Origin of the sequence: Myxococcus sp. CA005 (assembly GCF_006518205.1) — a bacterium.
GTDB classification, from domain to species: domain Bacteria; phylum Myxococcota; class Myxococcia; order Myxococcales; family Myxococcaceae; genus Myxococcus; species Myxococcus xanthus.
In genome coordinates this window covers 1-16,279 of record NZ_SRLV01000043.1, presented here as the reverse complement: position 1 = coordinate 16,279, position 16,279 = coordinate 1, and the positions used below count along the sequence as shown (strand labels likewise).

Sequence of the window (16,279 nt, the reverse complement as noted above, 5' to 3'; positions counted from 1 at the left end):
TGAGCGGTGCGGGCGCTTCGTCTGCGCGAAGTGCCGAACAGCCCAGGCGGGTGTCTGCGCCGCCTGCTCCGCCCGGCAGGTCCAGGCACTGCCCCACACCCGAGGCCGGACGCGGTGGGCGAGCGTGGCCCTGGCTGCGAGCGCGGTCCTCGCCATCCCTGTCGCCATCCTCAACCTCTGGCTCTACCTGCGCTTCGACAATGGGAGCCCCAGCCTCGAGGACGCCGAGTCCTTCGACCAACTGAACGCGCTGCTCGCGCTCCCCTCCCTGCTGACGATGCTCGCCACCGTGGTCCTCTACCTGCGCTGGCTGCGCCTGAGTGTGAAGACCGCCAATGCCCTGGGCTTGAGCAACGAATCGACGGGCTGGGCCACGTTCTGCTGGTTCATTCCGTTCGCCAACCTCTTCAAGCCGCTCGAGGTGGTGCGAGACCTCTGGCAAGGCCTGGGCGGCCCCCCTGAGAGGCAGTCCATGCTCACGGCCTGGTGGGCGACGTGGATCCTCAGCAACATCATCAGCAACGTCGGCAACGCCTTCGCCAGGGCGGATACCGCGAACCCCACTTCGCTGTCCGTGTCGCTCCTCGCCGGGATTCTTTCAGAGGGCCTCTCCATCGCGGCGGCGGTGCTGTGCATCCGCGTCATCGGGGACATCGAGTCGCTGCTCGTGGCCCGCAGGGCGGAGGCAGAGGCGACCATGACCGGCGCCACCCTCTGATGCCCCACGTGAAAGGAGCCCCACGCCGCGCCCTGGCAGGGCATCGACGGGGGGCTCCCAGGTCACCACACGGCTCGGCGCCCTACTCCACCCGCTCGCGGATGAGCGGCCGGGCCACGGGGGCCACGTCGCCGAACCGGTACGCGGCCAAGAGGCGCGCCTTCACGTTCTCCAACTGGGCCGCGTCGTTGTAGTGCACGCGCACCACGGGCTCGCCCTGCTTCACGGACTCGCCCGACTTCTTCAGCAGCGTGAAGCCCACGGCCGGGTCGATCTTGCTATCCGTCCGCTGCCGGCCCGCGCCCAGCGCCACCGCCGCCATGCCCACGCCCTCCGTGTCGATGCCGGTGACGAAGCCGTCCCGGGGCGCCACCACGTCCACGGTGGCCTTCGCCTGGGGCAACAGGGAGTAGTCGTCGATGGAGCGCGGGTCTCCGCCCTGCACCTGGACGATCTCCTTCAGCTTGCGCACCGCGCTGCCGTCCTCCACCACCTTGCGCAGCTTCTCGCGCGCCTCCTCCACCGTGGCGGCCTTCTTGCCCAGCACCAGCATCTCCGCCGTGAGGGCATACGTCACCTCGGTGTAGTCCTCCGGCGCGTTGCCGCGGAGCATGTCCACCGCCTCGATGACCTCCAGCGCGTTGCCCACCTTGCGGCCCAGCGGCTGGTCCATGTCGGTGAGCAGGGCCACGACCTTCTTCCCCATCTCCGCGCCCAGGCCAATCATCGTCTTCGCCAGCGTGCGCGCGTCCTCGTCGCGCTTCATGAAGGCGCCACTGCCCACCTTCACGTCCAGCACCAGCGCGTCGATGCCCTCCGCCAGCTTCTTGCTCATGATGGAGGACGCAATCAGCGGGATGCAGTCCACCGTCGCCGTCACGTCCCGCAGGGCATAGAGCTTCTTGTCCGCCGGGGCCACCTGCGCCGTCTGGCCAATCAGGCAGCAGTTCACCTCGCGCACCAGCCGCCGGTACTCCGACGTCGGCAGGTTGACGTTGAAGCCGGGGATGGACTCCAGCTTGTCCAGGGTCCCACCCGTGTGCCCCAGGCCCCGGCCCGAAATCATGGGCACCGGAACTCCGCACGCGGCGGCCAGCGGCGCCAGGCTGAGGGAGACCTTGTCACCCACCCCGCCCGTCGAATGCTTGTCCACCTTCACACCCGGCGTGTCGGACAGGTCCAGGACCTCACCGGACTCCAGCATGGCGCGGGCCCAGGCGCCCAGCTCCCGGGAGTCCATGCCCCGGAAGAAGATGGCCATGCACATGGCCGCCATCTGGTAGTCCGCCACCGTCCCCGCCGTATACGCCTCGATGAACGCACGGATGTCCGCCGGTTCCAGCCGGCCGCCATCCCGCTTGGCCTTGATGAGTTCGTAGGGTTGCACGAGGCGAGCCCATAGCAGGAACCCCCCCTTCATGCACTCCGGGAAAGGGCGGGCATCTGGTAGATAGGCGCCTCATGATGCTCCGCCTCCACGTCCTTGCCCTCACCGCCCTCCTGTGCGCGTGTTCCAAGCAGAAGGAAGAAGCGCCCCCCTCCGGCGCCCAGACCCCCGCCGCTGGGAAGACGGAAAAGAAGGCCCTCCCCGTGGGGCTCGTCATCGACGTGGGCGGGCGCGGAGACCACTCCTTCAATGACGCGGCGCTCCGTGGCCTGGAACTGTGGGCCGCGGGCAAGCGCTACGAGGGCGGCAAGTACGTGGACGCCACCCCCGATGAGGTCCGCCAGTCCCTGCCGCCCCACCTGAGCTCGGACGCCGCCAGTTTCAAGGCGCTGGCCATCCAGCCCATCGTCCTGCAGAGCAAGGCCCAGGAGGACTACGTCCCCAATCTCCAGCTCCTGGTGGACCAGGGCGCCCGGCTCACCGTGGGCAATGGCTACATGCTGGCCAACGCGGTGCGCACCTCCGCCCAGGAAAACCCAAAGGCCCAGTTCCTGCTCATCGACAGTCAGGTGCTGGACGCGCAGGGCAAGGCCATGAAGCTGCCCAACGTGCGCACCGTCCTCTTCAAGGAGCAGGAGGGCAGCTTCCTCGTGGGCGCGCTGGCCGGGCTGGTGACGAAGACGAACAAGGTGGGCTTCGTGGGCGGCATCGAGGTCCCCCTCATCCAGCGCTTCGAGGTGGGCTACCGCGCGGGCGTGAAGACGACCAACGCCCAGGCGTCCCAGGCGCTCATGTCCGTCTACACGGGCAGCTTCAACAACATGGCCGCCGGCAAGCAGGTGGCGCAGGACCTCATCTCCAAGGGCGCGGACGTCCTCTTCCACGCCGCGGGCGCGGACGGCATCGGTGTCATCCAGGCGGTGAAGGAAGCGCGCGCCGCGGGCAAGAGCGTGTACGCCATTGGCGTGGACTCCGACCAGTCGCACGTGGCGCCGGACGCCATCCTCACGTCGATGATGAAGTACTCCGACCTGGCCGTGTATCAGGCGGCGAAGGACCTGGTGGACGGCACGTTCTCCGCGGGTGAGCAGGTGCTCGGCCTCAAGGAGAACGGCGTGGGCATGGCGGAGGTGCGGGTGGACTTCCCCGGCAAGGCGGAGGCGCTCCAGAAGGTGGAGGCCCTGCGTCAGCGCATCATCTCCGGGACGATCCAGGTCCCCGCCGTCCCGGCGGACCTCGCCTCCTTCCAGGCTGCCGCCCCCTGATTTCCCTCCAGAACATCCACAAGGCCTTCGGCACGTGCGTCTCGCTGGCGGACGCGTCGCTGGACGTGCGCCGTGGCGAGCTGCTCGCTGTGGTGGGCGAGAATGGCGCGGGCAAGTCCAGCCTGATGAACGTCCTCTACGGGCTCTACCAGCCGGACGCGGGCGTGCTGTCGCTGGACGGCCAGCCCGTGCGCTTCAAGAGCCCCCGGGACGCGATTGCGCGGGGCATTGGCATGGTGCACCAGCACTTCATGCTCGTGCCCACGCTGTCGGTGGCGGAGAACGTGGTGCTGGGCCGAGAGCCCACCCGCAACGGACTGCTGGACCTGGAGCGCGCGGTGCAGGACGTGTCCGCCACCTGCGCCCGCTTCGGCTTCCAGTTGGAGCCCCGGGCGCGAGTGGACACGCTCAGCGTGGGCTCGCAGCAGAAGGTGGAGATCGTCAAGGCGCTGCACCGCGGCGCCCAGGTGCTCATCCTCGACGAGCCCACCGCCGTCCTCACGCCGCAGGAATCCGACGAGTTGGCGCGGGTCATGCGCGGACTGGTCGCGCAGGGCCACACCGTGGTGCTCATCAGCCACAAGCTGAAAGAGGTGCTCGGCGTGGCGGACCGCATCGCCGTCATGCGCCGGGGCCGCTGCGTGGCGGAGGTCCGCGCCGCCGACACCACGGCCGAACAGCTCGCCGCGCTCATGGTGGGTGACGGCCAGCGCGCGCCGGCCGCCGCTGCTCCCGCCACGGCCGCGTCGCAGGCTCCCGGCGAGCCGCTGCTGGACGTGCGCGGACTCCAGGCCACCGGCGACAACGGGCGCCCTGCCCTGCGCGGCGTGGACCTGGAGGTGCGCGCGGGTGAAATCGTCGGCATCGCGGGCGTGGACGGCAACGGACAGCGCGAGCTGGCGGAGGTCCTCACCGGCCTGCGCCCGCTGACGTCTGGGAGCGGAGCGCTCCTGGGAGGCCCCTTGAGCGACCTCACGCCGGCCCAGGCGCGGACGCGCGGCGTGGGACACATCCCCGAGGACCGGCTCCACCGCGCGGTGGTGAAGGCGCTCAGCGTGGAGGAGAACGTGGCCCTGGGCCGGCACACGCGGCCGCCCTTCGCGAAGGGCCCGTGGATTGATTTCAAGGGCCGCCGCGAGCGCACGCGCGAGCTGACCGTGGCCTACGACGTGCGGCCTCCCGACCCGGAAGTCGCCCTGCGGGCCCTGTCCGGGGGCAATCAGCAGAAGGTGGTGGTGGCGCGCGAGCTGGATGCGCGGCCCCGGTTGCTGGTGGTGGTGCAGCCCACGCGCGGGCTGGACGTGGGCGCGGTGGCGCAGGTCCACGCGAAGCTGCGCGAGGCGCGCGACCAGGGCACGGGCGTGCTGCTGGTGTCACTCGATTTGGAAGAGGTGCTGGCCCTGTCAGACCGCGTCTATGTCTTCTTCGAAGGCCGCGTGACGGGCCACTTCCTCCGTCACGAGTTCGACGAACGCGAGCTGGGACGGCGCATGCTGGGGACCACGGAGCCGGGCCATGCCTGAGCGCGTGAGACAGATGCTTCCGTCGGTGCTCTCCGTGCTGCTGGCGCTGGGCGTGTGCTGGGCGCTCATCGCGCTCACCATGGAGCCGGGCACCGCGACGGACGCCTATCTGCAGATGCTGTGGGGTGGCATCGGCAACTGGCCCGCGTGCCTGGACGGCGCCGCGGCCACCGTCATCACCCGCCCGCTGGGCGAGTCCGCGATGAAGGCCGCGATTCTCACCCTCACCGGCCTGTCCGTGGCGGTGGCGTTCAAGGTGGGCCTGTTCAACATCGGCGCGCAGGGACAGATGCTGCTGGGCGCGGTGGCCGCCGCGGTGGTGGGCGCCCAGGTGTCACTGCCGGGCGTGCTGCACGTGCCCGCGGCCCTGCTGGGCGCGGCGCTCGCGGGCGCGGCGTGGGCGGGCATCGCCGGGCTGCTGCGCATCTACCGGGGCGTGCACGAGGTCATCTCCACCATCATGCTCAACTGGGTGGCGCTGAGCCTGGTGGACAACTGGCTGGTGGTGGGCCCGCTGCGCGGCGCGGCCGAAGGCGGCCAGTCCATCACCGGCACCGCCGAAATCCAGGCCACCGCCGTACTGCCCCGGCTGCTGGGGGAAGGCTCGCGGCTCAACCTGGGCTTCCCGCTGGCGCTCGCCGCGGCGCTGGCGGTGTGGGTGTGGCTGACACGCACGCGCTCCGGCTTCGAGACGCGCGCGGTGGGCCTGGGCGCCGAGGCCGCGCGCGCCGCGGGCATCCCCGTGGCCCGGCGCATGGGCCTGGCCATGGCGCTCGCGGGGGCCATGGCGGGGCTGGCGGGCGCGGTGCTGGTGCTGGGGACGGAGGGGCGCTACCCCGGCACACTGGGCGCGCCCTACGGGTTCGACGGCATCGCCATCGCGCTCATCGGCAACAACCACCCGCTGGGCGCCACCGTGTCCGCGCTCTTCTTCGGCGTGCTGCGCGCGGGCGGAACGCGCATGCAACTGCTCGGCGTGCACAAGAGCTTCCCCGAGCTCATCCAGGGCCTCGCGCTGCTCTTCGTCGCCGGGCGCATGGTCTGGCTGGCGCTGCTGCGCCGGCGGAACGTGGCGCCCGCGGCGTCGGCGGAGGTGCCCCGTGCTTGATGTCCTCCACTCACTGCTGTTCTCCACCCTGGACGCGGCACCGGCGCTCGTCTTCGCCGCCCTGGGCGCGGTGCTCTCCGAGCGCGCGGGCGTGATTGCCGTGGGCATGGAGGGGATGATGCGCGTGGGCGCCTTCTGCGCGGCGGTGGCGGCGCTGACGATGCCCACGCCCCTGGCCGTCGTCATGGGCATGCTCGCGGGCGCGGCCCTGGCCGGCGTGCATGGCTTCCTGAGCATCCGCTGGCGCTCGGACCAGGTGGTGTCCGGCATCGCCCTCAACCTGGTGGCCCTGGCCGGCGGCACCTTCCTGCTGGAGTCGCTCTACGGCCCCAATGGCACCCCGCCCATCCAGCAGCTCACCCGCTGGAACATCCCCGGGCTCGGCGCCGTGCCGGTGCTGGGCGCGCTGTCCGGGCACTCGGCGCCCACGTACCTGGCGCTGCTGCTGCCCTTCGCATTCCAGGGCCTGCTGACCCGCACGCCCCTGGGCCTGCGGCTGCGCGCGGTGGGCGACAAGCCCCAGGCCGTGGCGACGCTGGGCCTGTCGGTACCGGGGCTGCGCTGGGGCGCGGTGCTGGGCAGCGGACTGCTGGCGGGCCTGGGCGGCGCGGTGCTGTCCACCGCCGTACTGGACCGTTTCGAGCAGCACACCCCCGCGGGCCTGGGCTTCATGGCCCTGGCCGCCATGGTGTTCGGCCGGTGGACGCCCGTGGGCGCCTTCCTCGCCGCCACCTTCTTCGCCTTCGGTAACGCGCTGCGCATCGGCCTGGTGTCGAGCGCCCCCGGACTGGTCGAGCTGATCCCCCAGGGCGTCCTCCTGGCCCTCCCCTATCTGCTCACCTTGGTGGTGCTGACCCTCCAGGGCCAACGCAGCAGCGCCCCCGCCGCGCTCGGAACGCCCTACGAACAAGAGTCGCGCTGACACTTTGCGCGCAACGAGGTCATTCCATACCCGGGTGAAAATCGATTTCGGGTCAGGAGCGACCTCGTCTTTCGTTGGCCGGATTCCAGTTGAGATAACTTTCTCCAGTGTCGCAACGATTCAACCCCCTGACGTTACAGGGCTTCCACCGTTGGTGGTGCAATGGGCGGCTCCGACGCGCCAGGACGAAGCGCGGCATGAGCCTCGCATAGACACAGCGCGGTATCGGATCACGTACCGGACTGGACGCAAGCGCCCGGGGGGGAGCTCCATCCAGGGCGAGAGGGGTCCGTAGGACGGCCTGGAACACCCGGGTGAGGCTCACCTGGTCACCATGTAGGGGTGGCGTGATGCTGGAGACGACGGAGACCGCGACGTATCGGCCCCGAGTTCTGGCCGTGGACGTGGAATCGGGCGGCATGGAGCGGCTGTGCTCCATCCTCGCGCCGGCGGGTTATGACGTGCTGACCGCGAGCGGACTGGCGGCGGCCGCGGCGGCCCATCAGTCCGCGGACCTGGTGCTGCTCGACGTGGAGCGTCCTGGCACGGATGGCCTCGCGACGTACCGGCGCCTTCAGGACGCGCTGGGAAGCCCGGCCCTCCCCGTGCTCATGCTGACGCCCAGCGCGGACCGGGAGACGCGCCGCGAGGTGCTCGAGGCGGGCGTGGATGACCTGCTCATCACCGAGCCCCTGGACCCGCTGGAGCTGAAGGTCCGCATCCACACGCTGCTGGAGCTCAAGGCGCACCGCGAGCGCGGTGGCCAGCGCGCCGAAGCGCTGCAGGACCCGCGCGTCCGCTGGGTGGAGATGGAGCGGCTGGCCCGCGTGGGCACGCTGGCCGCGGACGTGGCGCAGAACCTGGGCCGCGTGGGCGAAGGCCTCCAGCGGGCGCTGGAGCACGTTCGCACTCGCGCGCTGCAAGGCCTGCCGCCGGACGCAGACGAGCTCAAGAAGCTGGGCGTGGCCGGCGAGCAGATGCGCCTGCACGGCCAGCACCTGCTGTCGCTGGGCACCACCAATCCGAAGGACATCCAGCGCTTCGACCTGCGCGACCTGGTCCCCGCGGTGGTGGAGCGGATGCGTGACGCCGGCCGCCTCGGCACCGCCGAGGTGAAGGTGCAGCTGCCGGACGAGGCCATCGCCGTTGTCTTCAACCGCCGTCAGTTGGAGCAGGTGCTGGTGGAGCTGCTGGCCAACGCGGTGGATGCGGTGGAGGACGTGACGGACCGCCCGCGTCGCATCCATGTGGGCGTGGAGCTTCCGGACATCTTCGGGGACTTCGGCCCGCGCCTGTACGTGAAGGACACGGGCATCGGCATCTTCGAGGACGAGCTGCAGGCCGTCTTCGAGCCCTACTACACGACGAAGGCGCCCGAGAAGGGCGCCGGGCTGGGCCTCACCGTCGCGCGCACCCTGGTGGAAGCCATGGGTGGCGCGGTGACGGTGCACAGCCGCGTCAACCTGGGCAGCACCTTCACGGTGGAGCTGCCCGAGCAGACGTCGTCCTGGTAGCTAGAAGCGGTAGGCGACGCCGAAGAGCGCTTCCAGCGTGAACTCGGTGTCGTCGATGTCCGGGATGACGGCGGGCCCCAGCCGGACGTTGAAGGTGACGCCCAGCTGGCGGTTGACGAAGTACTCCAGGCCGCCGCCCACGAGGACGGGGAACACCGGACCGATTCCCTCGCCGAAGTAGACGTGGAAGGGGATGTCCAGGCCCAGGTTCACCATGACGGCGCTGCCGGCGGGGATGCCCACCACCACGCCCACGGGCAGCGCCAGGCCCACGTCGGTGTCATGCCGGTTGAAGTAGAAGAACGGGCCCGGCTGGAAGGTGAGCGCCAGCGAGAAGTTGCGCTCCTTGACGAGCTGCAACCGCATCCACGCCTGGAGCTTGATGCCCGGGTCCGTGTAGCGGACCCAGCCCTCGCGGCCCCAGTTGAAGCTGAACTTGCCGCCGATGTCGAAGCGCTCCGAGCCACCGTGCAGCAGGCCCAGGGAGATGCCGGGCCAGCCTATCTGGCCATGGAAGGCGGTGTTGCCCCGTCCCAGCGTGTCACCGGCGAGGACAGACCAACCCTGACCGCGTTGCGCCAGCGCGGTGGCCGGGAGGGCCAGGAAGCAAGCGAGGAGGACTCCGGGGAGCAGTCGCTTCACACGGTACCTTTCTGCGAGGGCCGCCGAGGACGGCGGGCGGTGGGTGCGGTGCTGCGTCTCTAGACTCATGCCGGCTGCCCGCGCTCACGCGCGAGGCCGAGGAAAGCATCGATGAAGCGGGCCAGCCGGGACTCGGCGCGCGCACGGGCCTGAGCCAGGGGCTCACCGTCGGCGAGCGTCTCCTTCAGCTCGAAGTAGTATTTGATTTTCGGCTCGGTGCCGGAGGGGCGCAGCGTGACGCGGCCGCCGCTCTCCAACTCGAGCGCGACGACGTTGGACGGAGGCAGGCCCCGCTCGCCCTTCTTGTAGTCGCTCACGGCACGGACGGCGTCGCCGCCAATGTCCTTCGGAGGCGAGGCACGGAACGCGTCCATGATGCCGCGGATGACCTGCGCGCCCGCCGCACCGGGGAACGTGAAGTTGCGCTGCGCGCCCACGTACAGGCCATGCGCGCGCTGAATCTCCTCCAGGTAGCCCAGCACCGTGGTGCCGCGCGCCTGACACCACGCCGCCAGGTCCGCCATGACGAGCGCCGAGCCCACGCCGTCCTTGTCGCGCGTCACCGTGCCCACGGTGTAGCCCAGCGCCTCCTCGTAACCGAAGACGAAGCGGGTGCCCTCGGCCTGCTCGCGCTCCAGCGCGCGGTTGGCGATCCACTTGAAGCCGGTGAGCACCTCGTCACACGCGGCGCCCAGCGAGCGCGCGATGTCTCCCAACTGCGCCGAGGAGACGATGGTGGTGACGACGTGGGGCTTGCCCTGCTTCGCCCCCTGGGTGAGGACGTAGTGGCCCAGCAGCACGCCCACCTCGTTGCCCGTCAGCAGCCGCAGCGACCCGTCCGCGTCGCGCGCCATGACGGCCAGCCGGTCCGCGTCCGGGTCATTGGCCAGCACCACGTCCGCCTTCACGCGCTCGGCGGTGGCGGTGGCCAGGTCCATGGCGCCCGGCTCCTCCGGGTTGGGGAAGCGCACGGTGGGGAAGCGGCCATCCGGCTGCTGCTGCTCGGCCACGGGGGTGACGCGCGGGAAGCCCGCCTCGCGCAGGGCGCGCACGGCCCAGTCGCCGCCCACGCCGTGCATGGCGGTGTAGACGATGGACAGCGACTCGGAGCCCTTGCCCACCACGCGCAGCCCCAGGATGGCGCGCACGTAGGCATCGCCGATGGCCGCAGGCAAATCCCGCCACAGGCCCTTGGCGCGCGCATCGGCCGGCGTCAGCAGCGGCACGCGGTTGGCGGGCTCCACCCGGGCGATGGCGGAGGCGATGCCCGTGTCATGCGGCGGGATGATTTGCGCGCCGTTGCCCCAATAGACCTTGTAGCCGTTGTACTCGGGCGGGTTGTGGCTGGCCGTCACCATGACGGCCGCGGCGGCGTTGAGGTGCAGCGCGGCAAAGGCCACCAGCGGCGTGGGCACCGGCTCCGGGAAGACATGGGCGGGGATGCCCTCGGCGGCGAGCACCGCGGCGGTGTCCTCGGCCAGCTCCGCGCTCAGGTTGCGCGCGTCACGGCCCACCACCACGCCCCGGGTGGCGACGTCCGGCACCTGCTCCTTGAGGTAGCGCGCAAGGCCCGCGGTGGTGCGGCGGATGACGGCGCGGTTCATCCGGTTGGGACCGGCGCCCAGCACGCCGCGCAGGCCCGCGGTGCCGAACTCCAGGTCCTGCGAGAAGCGGTCCTCCAGCTCGGCCCAGTCCGCCTTCGCCAGCAACGCCGCCAGCTCCGCCGCGGTGGACGGATCCGGGTCCGCCTGACGCCACGCCTCCGCCCGCTCCTTCAGTCCGGTGGTGTCCATGAGCCCTCGAAGCCTCGTGTAGCCGTTGAGGGCGCGCGAGGCACGGGGCTCGCACGCCGGTTGTTCAGGTGTAGTCGGTCAGCTTGCTGCGGGTGGCGCGACCCTTGGGGCCGTCCTTGTTGCCCTGGCACGTCACGCAGAACTCCGCGTAGGGCATGGCGCGCAGCCGCCCGAGCGGAATCTCGTCGCCGCACTCCTCGCACTCACCGAACGCGTCCGGGTCGTCGCGCAGCTTGCCCAGCGCCTTGAGCACGCGGGCCAGCACGCCATCCATGTTCCGGTTCCGGTTGGAGGCGATGGCCTGCATCATCTCATTGAGCGGCTGCTCATCCTCGTCGCCGCCGATGCGCGCGTCATCGGTGCGGTTGGGCTCGATTCTCGACGGCGTCTTGTCCGTCAGCTCCGAGTGGAGCGCGAGCAGCAGCGCCTTGAGCTCGTCTCGCTGTTTCGCGTTCACGGTGTCCGCCCCGGGTCAGTACTTCGCGGAGGAGGTCTGCCCGGAGACGATGGCCACCGACGCGGACGCACCCACACGGTTGGCCCCCGCGCGCAGCATCTTCATCGCGTCCTCGGCGGAGCGGATGCCGCCCGACGCCTTCACGCCCACCGTGTCGCCCACCACCCGGCGCATCAGCGCCACGTCCGCCTCGGTGGCCCCGCCCGGACCGAAGCCCGTGGACGTCTTCACGAAGGCGGCGCCCGCGGCCTTGGAGAGCGAGCAGGCGATGACCTTCTCCTCGTCCGTCAGCAGGGCCGTCTCCAGGATGACCTTCACCGGCACGGGCCGGCTGGCCTCCACGACGGCGGCGATGTCCTGGTGCACCAGCGCGTAGTCGTGCGCCTTGAGCGCGCCGACGTTCAGCACCATGTCGATTTCCCGCGCCCCGGCGCGGATGGACTCCCGGGCCTCGAAGGCCTTGGCGGACGGCAGCGAGGCGCCCAGCGGGAAACCCACCACGGCGATGGGCACCGTGGACGAGCCGGCCAGCACCCGCGCCGCGGTGGCCACGTGCGTGCTGTTCACGCAGACGGTGGCGAAGCCGTACTGGCGGGCCTCCTCGGCCAACTTCACCACGTCCTCGGCGCGAGCCTCGGGCTTGAGCAGCGTGTGGTCGATGTACGGCGCCAGGTCCGCGTGGGAGCGCACCGTGTCCATGGCCACCCGGGCGGTGGACGGGCCCGACGCGGGAGCACGGGCCCCGGGCGTCTGCCCCTCCTTCCACGCCTCGAGCCGGCGGCGCGCCTGGTTGGCAATGTCCTCGACGAAATGGAAGAGGTCTTCGGAGTCGGACATGCCCGGCCCCTTAGCCCACTTCCAGGCCCTCGGGAAGCGCTCGCGGGAGAAGCGCGCATCATCGGTGCCCCTGGGTGCCAGGGGGGGGACGGAGCGGTAGAGTCCGCCTCGTGATGTCCTTTGCCCGGTGGCTCGCACTCCTCGTCCTTCTCCTCGCCTCGGTTCCGGGCCAGGCCCTGGCCCAATCCGCCGGCCAGCCGCTCACGGTGCATTTCTTCGACGTGGGACAGGGGGACGCCGCGCTCATCATCTCCCCCACCGGCAAGACGGTGCTCATCGACAGCGGCCCGCCCGACGCGCGGCACCGCCTGGAGCAGCGGCTGCGGGAGTTGGTGAAGGAGCCGCTGGACCTCGCCATCCTCACGCACCCCCACCTGGACCACCTGGGAGGCATGTCCACCGCGCTGCGCTCGGTGGGGGCCCGGCGCTTCATGGACCCGGGGTTCGACCACCCGAGCGAGGCGTACCGCGACCTGCTCAACGTCGTGGGCGACGAAGTGGGCCAGGTGATGACGCCCGTTCCCAACCCCCAGGACCCGCGCTCCCTGGTCACCATTGGCCTGGGGGATGGCGCGGCGCTCACCGTGCTGTGGCCTCGCGTGCCGGAAGATCCCTTCCTCACGGGCACCCGCTCGGACCCGAACTCCAACTCCATCGTCGCCAAGCTGACCTACGGCAAGACGGCGTTCCTCTTCACCGGCGACGCCGAGCCGGATACCGAGGCCACGCTGCTACGCAAGCCCATCGACCTCACGTCCACCGTGCTGAAGGTGGCCCACCACGGCGGGCGGCACTCGTCCACCGCGGACTTCCTGGCCGCGGTGAAGCCCCAAGCCGCCGTCATCTCCGTGGGCGCGAAGAACGACTACGGCCACCCCACCTCCGCGGTGCTGGAGCGGCTGCGCGCGGTGAAGGCCACCGTGTTCCGCACCGACCAGGACGGCGAGGTGGTGGCGACCAGCGACGGCAACGTCGTCTCCCTGCGCGCGGAGAAGCGCGGAGGGGCGTCGGAGCTGGTTCCCGGAGGCGTGAAGCCCGGCTCGGTCGCGCTCGGGCCCATCACCCGGGGAACGCGCCGGACCAGCACGCCCCGTGGGCGCGGCGCCGCGTCCGCCCCGGCGGAGGCCCCCGGCACCGACTCCACGCAACGCGACACGGACGCGCCCCGATACTTCAGCCTCAAGGGCAGCAAGGTGTTTCACAAAGAGAGCTGCCGGACCCTGAAGCGCTCCAAGTCGGACCGCACCGCCTATTCGAGCCGCGCCGAAGCCATGCGCGAGCGCCGCCCCGCCGAGGACTGCCACCCATGAGCTTCCGCCCGCGCGTCCTCCTCCCTGTCCTGCTGGCACTGGCCGCCTGCAAGGAATCACCGCCACCTCCCCCGCAGCCGGTAGCCACGCGACCGGCGGAGCCCCCTCGGCGCTACTTCGGTGGCACCCCGGACGGGAAGCTCCACGTCTACTTCTTCGACGTCGGCCAGGGCGACGCCGCGCTCATCGTGTCGCCGGACGGGTACACCGCGCTGGTGGACACGGGCCCCGCTTCCGCGGCGGAGCACCTGGTCAACCGGCTGCCCGAGCTGCTCACGCAGCGGCTGGACCTGGTGGTGCTCACCCACCCGCATTCGGACCACCATGGCGCGCTGGAGCCGGTGTTGAAGCGCGTGGGCGCCAGGCAACTGCTGGAGCCGCAGCTCGGCGCCACGCCCAAGGCCTATGACGCCCTGCTCGGCGCCGTGGCCAGCCAGGGCGTGGAGTTCATCTCCCCCTCCCCCTCCCCCGCCACGCCCAATGCGCTCCAGCGGCTGCCCCTGGGCGCGGGCGTGTCCCTCACGGTGCTGTGGCCCCGCGCGCCCACCGAGCCGCTGCTCGACGTGCCCGAGGCCGCGCTGGAGGCCAACTCCGTCATCCTTCGGCTCACCTATGGGGACACCGCGGTGCTCTTCATGGCGGACGCGCATGCCCGGACGGTGGACCACCTGCTGGCGCGCAACGCCCCCATGCAGGCCACGCTGCTCAAGGTGGCCGCGCACGGCACCGAAGGGCCCACCACCGCCGCCTTCCTGACGGCCGTGGGGCCTCGCGCCGCCGTCATCTCCGCGGGTGAAGGCAACCTGATTGGCGCCCCCGCGCCGGCCATGCTCAAGCAGTTGGAGGCCACCGGCGCGCAGGTGTTCCGCACCGACCTTCACGGCGAGGTGCAGGTGGTGAGCGACGGGAAGACGCTCGTCGTCACGCCGCAGCGCCTGTCGGCGGGCGTCCCGGAGGACACGCGCTACAGCTACCCGGGCCTGGGCACGCCCATGCCCCGGGACGCCGCGCTCGCGGGAGATTCCCAGCGCGCGACGGGCCGCTCCGGCACGCGTGACGGCTCGGGCAAGCAGCCCACGGGGAAGATGTACACCCTGAGCCTCGACGACCCGACAGACGAAGGGGCGCCCCCCTCTCGCGCGGGCTCGCGCTCGCGAAGCGAGGCCTCCGACTCAGGCGCCGTGAAGGTGGGCGCCTACGTCGGCAGCGTCCGCAGCGACGTGTTCCACAGGCCCACCTGCCGCAACGTCGTGAAGATCAAGTCATCGAACCTGGTGACCTTCTCCAGCCGGGAAGAGGCCTCGCGTGGACGGCGGCCTGCCCGGGACTGCAACCCCTGAGGAGCCACGCCCCATGACGACCCGGGCCACGCTGGACCGAATCGAAGACGACATCGCCGTGCTGGTGGTGGAGGGCCGCGAGCTGACGCGCCCCCTGAGCGACCTGCCCGCGGGCATCCGCGAGGGAGACGTGCTCGACCTCGACACCCTGGAGGTGGACCCTGAGGCCACCGAGGCCCTGCGCGAGGAAGTGCGCAGGGCCCGCGAGAAGGCGACACGCGGCAAGAAGCCGCCGCCGGCCGGAAGCTTCGACCTCTAGGCGGCTACATCGACTTGGAGAGGACCAGCGGAATCTCCAGGTCCACGTCCTCGCCAGCGAAGGCGGAGAAGACCATCCCCTTCGCGCGGTCACGGATGCAGGTGCCCACGGGGCTGTTGCGGTTCAGGTCCTTGCGGTCGAACGTGGCCGCCTTCACCGTGCCCGAGTTCCCCACGGTGGCCGTCAGCGTCACCTTGCCGCCCTTGAAGGACGGGTTCTTCCGCAGTTCGGCCTCCACGCAGTCACGGAAGGCGGGCTGCGTCTTCGCCAGCACGCGCTCCACCTCTTCGTCGGACGGGCCGCCGACTTCCTCGGTGTCCGCGGCGGCCACTTCCTCGCCGCTGCGCACCGTCGGGTCCACGTCCTTCTTGTCCGGGTCCACGTAGACGGCCTCCAGCGCCCCCTTGGACGGCGCCGCGGCGGCCTCCGGGTCCGCAACCGCGCCGGTGTCAGCGGGCGCGGCGGCCGGGCGATTGCCCTCCGAGGGGGGCACCGGGCGCTTGCCCTTGGGGGGCGCGGGCGGCGGCTCACGGCCCATCAGCTTGTCGCGCAGCGCGCCCACACCTTCCGACGAGAAGACGGGCTGCTCCACCGCGTTGCCGCTGGCGTCCACCGTCTGCACGCGCAGCGGCACCACGCCCAGCGTCTCCGACAGGACATACGCCAGACCCAGCGGGACGATGAGCAGCAGCAACGCGAAGAGGGCGTACTTCCAAACGGGGTTGCGGCGCGTGACGCCCGACTTCTTGGCGAAGTGGCGCGTGTCCTCCACGGCCTTGCCTTCGTCGTCATCCTCGCCGCCGCCCAGCGCGGCCCGCGGGTCATCGGGGTACGGCACGCCGCCGTCGTCCTGGGGCTCCTCGCCGTCACCGCCGTTGCGGTTGCCCGGCAGGTCCAGGTCGGAGAACAGCGCGTCGTCCAGCGGCGCGGCGTTGGCGGCCTGGGGCTGCGGCTGCTGCGCGCGGCGGGTCACCTGGGCCTGCTGCTGAGGCTGCGGCTGCGCGCGCTGCACGGGGTCGCCGTAATACGTGTTGTCCGGCGCTTCCTCTTCCTCGTCCGGCCAGGGCTGCTCGGACTCGGCGTGCCGCGGCTCGGGCTCTGGCTCCGGGATGAAGGCCTGCGGTTCCGGCTCCCGGCGCACGGGCGCGCCGCGCGAGGGGCGTGCAGGCTCGGGTGGAGGCGGCGCGGCGATGGCGGGCGGCGG

Annotated in this window: 15 protein-coding genes; 9 read left to right on the top strand and 6 right to left on the bottom strand. The window is 71.2% G+C overall.

Going from position 1 to position 16,279, the window contains the following annotated elements; all coding sequences use genetic code 11:
* Nucleotides 1–124: 124 nt before the first annotated feature.
* Nucleotides 125–718: a DUF4328 domain-containing protein gene (locus FMQ63_RS19830; RefSeq protein ID WP_225909471.1), complete on the top strand. Its 594-nt coding sequence runs from the start codon at nucleotides 125–127 to the stop codon at nucleotides 716–718.
* Between the two features lie 82 nt (nucleotides 719–800).
* Here the strand turns inward: FMQ63_RS19830 and FMQ63_RS19825 are convergent, their stop codons facing one another.
* On the bottom strand, nucleotides 801–2,105 hold the full coding sequence (locus FMQ63_RS19825; RefSeq protein ID WP_011555662.1) for a thymidine phosphorylase: 1,305 nt from the start codon (nucleotides 2,103–2,105) through the stop codon (nucleotides 801–803).
* A 74-nt stretch (nucleotides 2,106–2,179) separates the two neighbouring features.
* Between FMQ63_RS19825 and FMQ63_RS19820 the strand changes: the two genes are divergently transcribed.
* From FMQ63_RS19820 to FMQ63_RS19800, 5 genes are all read left to right on the top strand, one after another.
* Nucleotides 2,180–3,370 carry a BMP family protein gene (locus FMQ63_RS19820; RefSeq protein WP_011555663.1) on the top strand — a complete coding sequence of 397 codons (1,191 nt, stop codon included), beginning with the start codon at nucleotides 2,180–2,182 and terminating at the stop codon, nucleotides 3,368–3,370.
* Nucleotides 3,371–3,414: 44 nt separating this feature from the next.
* Nucleotides 3,415–4,893, top strand: coding sequence for an ABC transporter ATP-binding protein (locus tag FMQ63_RS19815; protein ID WP_225909991.1), 1,479 nt, complete (start codon nucleotides 3,415–3,417; stop codon nucleotides 4,891–4,893).
* Nucleotides 4,886–6,001 carry an ABC transporter permease gene (locus FMQ63_RS19810; RefSeq protein ID WP_011555665.1) on the top strand — a complete coding sequence of 372 codons (1,116 nt, stop codon included), beginning with the start codon at nucleotides 4,886–4,888 and terminating at the stop codon, nucleotides 5,999–6,001. The genes FMQ63_RS19815 and FMQ63_RS19810 overlap by 8 nt, the downstream gene beginning before the upstream one ends.
* Nucleotides 5,994–6,923, top strand: a complete 930-nt coding sequence (locus tag FMQ63_RS19805; protein WP_011555666.1) for an ABC transporter permease — start codon at nucleotides 5,994–5,996, stop codon at nucleotides 6,921–6,923. Before FMQ63_RS19810 ends, FMQ63_RS19805 begins: the two co-directional genes overlap by 8 nt.
* 350 nt (nucleotides 6,924–7,273) lie before the next feature.
* Entirely contained in the window at nucleotides 7,274–8,437 is a 1,164-nt protein-coding gene (locus FMQ63_RS19800) for a sensor histidine kinase (RefSeq protein WP_026113782.1), read from the top strand.
* On the opposite strand, the gene FMQ63_RS19795 is transcribed toward FMQ63_RS19800, so the two are convergent.
* The 4 genes from FMQ63_RS19795 to deoC all read right to left on the bottom strand — a co-directional run bounded on the left by FMQ63_RS19795 (nucleotide 8,438) and on the right by deoC (nucleotide 12,166).
* Entirely contained in the window at nucleotides 8,438–9,079 is a 642-nt protein-coding gene (locus FMQ63_RS19795; RefSeq protein WP_026113783.1) for a hypothetical protein, read from the bottom strand.
* Between the two features lie 65 nt (nucleotides 9,080–9,144).
* Entirely contained in the window at nucleotides 9,145–10,872 is a 1,728-nt protein-coding gene (locus tag FMQ63_RS19790) for a phospho-sugar mutase (RefSeq protein ID WP_011555669.1), read from the bottom strand.
* 64 nt (nucleotides 10,873–10,936) lie between these two features.
* Entirely contained in the window at nucleotides 10,937–11,329 is a 393-nt protein-coding gene (locus FMQ63_RS19785; RefSeq protein ID WP_011555670.1) for a TraR/DksA family transcriptional regulator, read from the bottom strand.
* A 15-nt stretch (nucleotides 11,330–11,344) separates the two neighbouring features.
* Nucleotides 11,345–12,166 carry a deoxyribose-phosphate aldolase gene (gene deoC / locus FMQ63_RS19780; RefSeq protein ID WP_020478387.1) on the bottom strand — a complete coding sequence of 274 codons (822 nt, stop codon included), beginning with the start codon at nucleotides 12,164–12,166 and terminating at the stop codon, nucleotides 11,345–11,347.
* A 113-nt stretch (nucleotides 12,167–12,279) separates the two neighbouring features.
* Here deoC and FMQ63_RS19775 point away from each other — a divergent pair, with 113 nt between their 5' ends.
* The 3 genes from FMQ63_RS19775 to FMQ63_RS19765 are packed head-to-tail and all read left to right on the top strand — an operon-like array spanning nucleotide 12,280 to nucleotide 15,075.
* On the top strand, nucleotides 12,280–13,476 hold the full coding sequence (locus FMQ63_RS19775) for a ComEC/Rec2 family competence protein (RefSeq protein ID WP_011555672.1): 1,197 nt from the start codon (nucleotides 12,280–12,282) through the stop codon (nucleotides 13,474–13,476).
* Complete coding sequence (locus FMQ63_RS19770) at nucleotides 13,473–14,816, top strand: ComEC/Rec2 family competence protein (protein WP_011555673.1); 1,344 nt, start codon at nucleotides 13,473–13,475, stop codon at nucleotides 14,814–14,816. Before FMQ63_RS19775 ends, FMQ63_RS19770 begins: the two co-directional genes overlap by 4 nt.
* Nucleotides 14,817–14,829: 13 nt before the next feature.
* On the top strand, nucleotides 14,830–15,075 hold the full coding sequence (locus FMQ63_RS19765) for a DUF3006 domain-containing protein (protein ID WP_011555674.1): 246 nt from the start codon (nucleotides 14,830–14,832) through the stop codon (nucleotides 15,073–15,075).
* Between the two features lie 4 nt (nucleotides 15,076–15,079).
* Here FMQ63_RS19765 and FMQ63_RS19760 read toward each other — a convergent pair.
* A partial coding sequence (locus FMQ63_RS19760; protein WP_141276681.1) for an AgmX/PglI C-terminal domain-containing protein occupies nucleotides 15,080–16,279 on the bottom strand: 1,200 nt, incomplete at its 5' end.